Genomic DNA, 5,517 nt, shown 5'->3' with positions numbered 1-5,517 from the left:
TCCTGGAGTGATCTCTATTCCGTCACCGAGGCGCGGGACCGGATCCTGCGTATTCTGGGGGAGGACGGTGAGGGCAGGGAGCTCGCGGCGTTTTTGCCCGAGCTTCCGGTGCTGACCGATGAGGAAGGTACGGCCTTGGATGGCGCGATGCACTGCTCTTCGGCCTGGGCGACGACCTTCAGCGCTAGCCTGGAATTGGCGAAGCAGGGCGACGTTGCACTGATGCAGGCGGAGGCCTTCCGTTGCATCAATGTCAGTCGATCAAGCAAACCGGCCTCGCCTGAGTCTGGTTTGCCCACTTTTGGATTTACTATCCTATGAACAATGGCATCCACGGTTTTTCCTCGGGCCCCAAAAGGTCACGGGTATCTGTAAATGGCCTGACCCTCCGGCTCACACCTCATGGCCATCTCCTCTGCGAAGCAGCGGAGGAAGCGGCCGAGATTGATGTATCTCTTTCGGCCCGCCTCGAGGCCGCCTTCGCCCAGGGAAGCGGGCCCGGTCTCCTCCAGCTCGGAGCTGGCGAAGTCGGGCGCAGTCTCCCGCCTGCTTTCGCCTGGTGGCGTGGGTTCGCGACGCGTTACGTGGCGGCGCTGTGCCTGCACGGGGACGGGACTTCTGTAATAGCGAACCGTCCGACTGCGATTCCGGACATTCCGACGCCAGGGGAGAGCGACCTCGCTGAGCTGGTCCGTGCCGCGCCGATGATGATGGGTATCGAATATCTGACATTAGATGTGCTTCGGAGTCTCTGGAAGGATCTGCAGTTGGCGACAGCGGTGGCCTTCAGCGCGACAAAAGGAGATCTTCAGACAGTTCTGAAAGCGTTCAATCCGGCCTGGAACCTGGTCGGCCGGGTGCATTTCAATCTTGCCGAGAACCGCAACGATTCAGAATTACCCTTTGCCTTTATGGCAACCTACACGACGCATCTATCGGCGCAGGGCAAGGCGCGGCATGTGCTGCTGGGGGAGGCCCTGCGTGAATACGCCGGCGCTGCCAACCGCACCAAGCTACTCGCGTTGCTGATGCCCGTGCAGCGCGCCGCTGAGGCCTGTGTCTGGCTGCGTCCGATGGTAGATAGCGGCGAAATTTATCACCCTTTGCGCTGGACCCCGCAGGACGCTGCAATTCTACTGGCCAGCGTCGGAGCGCTTGAAAGCGCGGGTGTCGTGGTAAGGATGCCTCCGACTTGGAGGGCCAGCCGGCCACCGCGCCCGCAGGTGACGGCGACCCTGGGCGCCCAGGCACCGTCGAAACTTGGCCTGGACGGGTTGCTGGATTTCTCCGTCGAACTTTCTCTCGATGGAGAGCGCCTGAGCGAGCGGGAGATTGCCGCGCTTCTCGCGGGGACCGATGGTCTGGTCTTACTGCGTGGGCAATGGGTCGAGGTCGACCGGGCGCGCCTCGAACGCATGATGCGGCAGTTCCAAGCGGCGGACGAGCTATCCCGTTCGCAGGGTCTCAGCTTTGCCGAGGCGATGCGCATGTTGGCCGACCCGATGGCGATGGGGGGCGCGATCGGTTCCGCTGCCGGCGAATGGGCGCGCGTCTCGGCCGGACCTTGGCTGGCCAAGACGCTTAAGGCCCTGCGCAGTCCCGACGGGACCGGGGTCGATCCTGGCACCGCTCTGCGCGGCACGCTGCGGCCCTACCAAAAAGCCGGCGTGCAATGGCTGCATCTGCTGTCTGGACTCGGGTTGGGAGCCTGTCTGGCTGACGACATGGGTCTGGGGAAGACAATCCAAGTGCTATCGCTTCTGCTGGTGCAACAGCAGCAAAGTCCCGGTACGAAGCTGGCGCCATGCCTGATCGTGGCGCCCGCCTCACTTCTGGCAAACTGGGCGGCGGAAATCGACCGCTTCGCCCCCGGCCTGAACGCACGGATCCTCCATCCCTCTGGGATGACGACTGAGGAAGCGCAGCAGTTCTCGCCCGTCGATGCCGAGGGGCTCGACTTGGCGATCACCAGTTACGGCACGTTGCTGCGAATGCCGGTGCTGGCGCACATCCCCTGGCGGCTGCTCATCCTGGATGAGGCCCAGGCGATCAAGAACCCCAATGCTAAGCAGACCCGTGTTGCCAAGTCATTGCAAGCGCGGGCCAGGATCGCCTTGACTGGGACGCCGGTCGAAAACAGCCTCGGAGACCTCTGGTCGATCTTCGACTTCATCAATCCTGGGCTTCTCGGAGGTGCCAAGCCTTTCGCAAAATACGTCAAGACGCTTTCAGAACGGTCCGAGAACCCCTACGGCCCGCTGCGGGAACTGGTGCGTCCGTACATCCTGCGGCGGATGAAGACGGATCGATCCGTGATCGCCGACCTGCCGGACAAGACCGAGGTCAAGGCGCATTGCCATCTCAGCCGCAAACAGGCGGCGCTCTACACCCAGGCGGTCGTGGATCTTGAGCGGCGCTTGGGAGAGGCCGATGGCATTCAGCGCAGAGGGCTAGTGCTGGCGATGCTGATGCGGCTTAAGCAGATCTGCAACCACCCGTCGCAATGGCTCAACGACGGCGACTGGGCCGAAGCAGATAGCGGCAAGCTGGCCCGCCTGCGCGAGGTGGTGGAGGTGGTCGCGTCACGGCAGGAAAAAATGCTGGTTTTTACGCAGTTCCGTGAGGCGGCTGTCCCGCTGACCGGCTTTCTGAGCAGCCTCTTCGGCCGGCCGGGGCTGTTGCTGGACGGAGAGGTTCCGGTCAAGCAGCGCCGTGGCCTGGTACAGCAATTCCAGGAGGACGAGGCTGTTCCCTTCTTCGTCCTATCCTTGAAGGCAGGGGGGGCCGGGCTGACGCTGACGGCAGCCTCCCACGTGGTGCATTTCGATCGCTGGTGGAATCCGGCGGTGGAGAACCAGGCGACTGACCGAGCCTTTCGGATTGGCCAGAGGAAGAATGTGCTGGTGCATAAGTTCGTCTGTCGTGGCACCGTCGAAGAGAAGATAGATAAGATGATTGAGTCGAAGCAGAGCCTGTCAGACGCCATGCTATCGGGTGGCGGTGAGATCAACCTGACAGAGATGACCGATGCGGCGCTGCTGGACTTGGTCGCACTCGACTTGAACACCGCGATGAGGGAGTGACGCTCATGTCACGCTACTATGGTGATTGGGCGCCTTATGTGTCCGCGGCCGAACGGCGACGGCAAGCTGCCCGCCTGGTCGTGAAACTGCGGAGAAAAGGATCGCCCATCACCCCGGTCACCATTGAGGGGCGGACCATAGCGAAGACCTTCTGGGGCCGGGCGTGGTGCGATATGATGGAAAGCTATGGCGACTATGCCAGCCGTCTACCACGTGGCCGCAGCTATGTGAGGAACGGGTTGGTGATCGATCTGCAGATCGAGACAGGCTGTGTCACGGCTCTGGTCAGTGGTTCCGACGTTTACACCGTCATCATCTCGGTCAAACAGACCGCAAAGACGCAATGGCAGTCGATTTGTGCGGACTGCAGTCGTGGCATCGAATCCGTGGTTGAATTGTTGCAGGGACGACTTTCGAAAGGCGTCATGGAGCGAATCTGTCAGCAGGGGGCCGGGCTGTTTCCGGAGCCTTCCCAGATTCGTTTCGCGTGTACCTGCCCGGATCATGCCTCCATGTGCAAGCATGTGGCGGCGGTGCTCTACGGCGTGGGGGCGCGGCTGGATGAGAAACCGGAACTGCTGTTCCGGCTGCGGGCGGTCGATGAGGCCGAGTTGGTGGCTGGGATCGACACGGCGTTGTCGGTGCCAAAATCCCGACCGACAACGAATAAGGTTTTGGTGGCGGAGGATATGGCTGCTCTGTTCGGTCTGGACATGGCCGACGCCGAACGGCCTGATCAGCCACTGAATAAACCCGCGCGTTCAAAAGTACAGCCGGGAAAAGACAAAGCAACACCAACTTTGCCGAGGCGCTCGACCTCCGGAGTGCACGTTGCGAGGGAACACGCCGCCGTTGCGGACAAAGCTGTTGCTCTGAAAACAACGAAAGCCAGGGACCCGAGGGTTCCGGTCAAACCCTCCAAGCAGAGCTCGCACGCTATGGCGGAGGCGAAGCCTCATAAGCAGCAGGATGCCTCCAAGAAGGTCCAGTCCAGTCGGCCATCCGCAAAAAGAGAGCTAGAACCAAAATGTGATAAGAAAGAGAGTAACGAATTGAATGCCTCCTTCCGACGCAACAGAAGGTGACCTTGACCTCCGTCGTTAACCCTAGGGCTTCCAAGCGATTTGACAATAATATTGGTGAGGTACTTCGATGACCGCAACTTGGTATTCTTCCAGACGTCATTCTCCTTGGTAATTCCCGGACGGCTCTATGAGAGGCGGCATATCCATCAAGCGTGATGACACGAGGTGGACGTTTCTGCGACTTCAGTGCCTTGCCGAAGAGCGTTTCGCAGCCGCCACATCGCGGCAAGAACTCAGCCGGAAGTCCACCGTTTTGCCCTCCCGGTCCACCGCGCGATACAGATAGGTCCAGACACCACGAACCTTGATATAGGTTTCATCAACACGCCAGGAGTCGCCCGATTGCCGGGCAAAGCGGTTCCAGCGGCGCTCGAACTCAGGAACAAAACGCTGCACCCAGCGCATGATTGTCGTATGGGCAAGGGACAGTCCACGTTCAGCCATCATCTCGACCAGATCCCGAAAGCTCAGCTTGAAGCGCAGATACCAGCGAACACACAGGATGATGATTTCGCGTTCGAAGTGCCGTCCTTTGAACAGCTCAGCGAGACCGGCCGCCGGCTTCCCCATCTCAGCGATCCTTTACCCTCACCTAGGAGCGCGTCCCGGTAACGGAATTTGAGCTTGATGTTTTGGCGTGAAGATAGCGCAGTGCTTTGCCCATGTGCCTAGCCAACCAGTTTTTTGAGGTTATGGGCGATGCAGATCATGGCCCATTCGTCTTTGACCTTTTCAATGCCACGCAGCAGGAACTATCGAAAACCGCGGGCTGATTTGATATGTCCGAACACAGGTTCCACTGTAAATTTACGCAGGCGATATCGCGTCCGATGGCCGCCACGCTTGATCCTTGTGCGCATGGCTTGGACCAGTGTGCCGCCTTTAGTGCCGCCGCGTGCTTTCGCAGCTCGGCCAGAGGCCACATATCCGCGCACACCGCGAGCAATCAATCCCGCCAGATTAGCCTCCGAGCAAAATCCGCTGTCGGCGGATAGTTCATCAGGCATTGCACCGGTATTGGCTTTTATGCTGTCCAGAAGCGGGATCAGCGCGTCCTGATCCGAGGCATTATTGCTCAAGCGGTGAGACAGAATTATCTGAGCATCTGCATCAACTGCAGCCTGGGCATTGTAGCCTTGGATGAAGCCATCGCGACCCTTCATGATCCGGCTTTCAGGATCAGTGAAGTTACGCTGTGCGGTGGGTTTTGGCTGACCAGGCGGATGCTGAGCGGGGCGGCCTCGGCCTCGCTTGGCATGATCGCTGTCACCGGGATCCGGCTTGGCCTTTCGCGCTTCGAGTTCTTTGGCTTCCGCTTCCAACTCGGCTTTGGCGGCCCTAATACGGGC

General features: G+C 60.1%; 6 protein-coding genes. 3 read left to right on the top strand and 3 right to left on the bottom strand.

Features of this window, described 5'->3' with window-relative positions:
- From ASILVAE211_RS25525 to ASILVAE211_RS25515, 3 genes are all read left to right on the top strand, one after another.
- Positions 1-321, top strand: a 321-nt coding sequence (locus ASILVAE211_RS25525) for a hypothetical protein (RefSeq protein ID WP_456304505.1), incomplete at its 5' end; no start/stop codon positions are given.
- Entirely contained in the window at positions 318-3,083 is a 2,766-nt protein-coding gene (locus tag ASILVAE211_RS25520; protein WP_227324178.1) for a DEAD/DEAH box helicase, read from the top strand. The genes ASILVAE211_RS25525 and ASILVAE211_RS25520, both read left to right, overlap by 4 nt.
- A 5-nt stretch (positions 3,084-3,088) precedes the next feature.
- The gene (locus ASILVAE211_RS25515) at positions 3,089-4,168 is read left to right on the top strand and encodes an SWIM zinc finger family protein (protein ID WP_227324177.1); all 1,080 of its coding nucleotides are present in this window, start codon (positions 3,089-3,091) and stop codon (positions 4,166-4,168) included.
- A gap of 183 nt (positions 4,169-4,351) precedes the next feature.
- On the opposite strand, the gene ASILVAE211_RS25510 is transcribed toward ASILVAE211_RS25515, so the two are convergent.
- From ASILVAE211_RS25510 to ASILVAE211_RS25505, 3 genes are all read right to left on the bottom strand, one after another.
- Positions 4,352-4,738 carry an IS6 family transposase gene (locus ASILVAE211_RS25510; RefSeq protein WP_406566106.1) on the bottom strand — a complete coding sequence of 129 codons (387 nt, stop codon included), beginning with the start codon at positions 4,736-4,738 and terminating at the stop codon, positions 4,352-4,354.
- A 98-nt stretch (positions 4,739-4,836) separates the two neighbouring features.
- On the bottom strand, positions 4,837-4,914 hold the full coding sequence (locus tag ASILVAE211_RS26640) for a hypothetical protein (protein WP_406566107.1): 78 nt from the start codon (positions 4,912-4,914) through the stop codon (positions 4,837-4,839).
- A gap of 6 nt (positions 4,915-4,920) precedes the next feature.
- Positions 4,921-5,517 (bottom strand): transposase (locus tag ASILVAE211_RS25505; RefSeq protein WP_406566105.1); only part of this gene is annotated, 597 nt, incomplete at its 5' end.

Source organism: Acidisoma silvae (assembly GCF_020618775.1).
GTDB lineage: Bacteria > Pseudomonadota > Alphaproteobacteria > Acetobacterales > Acetobacteraceae > Acidisoma > Acidisoma silvae.
Note: the sequence above shows the minus strand (reverse complement) of the source record. Positions and strands in the feature narration are given on the sequence as shown.

Bases quoted from the DNA above. Each gene is read 5' to 3' on its own strand.
- ASILVAE211_RS25520 (WP_227324178.1), top strand. From the start codon at position 318: ATGAACAATGGCATCCACGGTTTTTCCTCGGGCCCCAAAAGGTCACGG.
- ASILVAE211_RS25515 (WP_227324177.1), top strand. From the start codon at position 3,089: ATGTCACGCTACTATGGTGATTGGGCGCCTTATGTGTCCGCGGCCGAA.
- ASILVAE211_RS25510 (WP_406566106.1), bottom strand. From the start codon at position 4,738: ATGGGGAAGCCGGCGGCCGGTCTCGCTGAGCTGTTCAAAGGACGGCAC.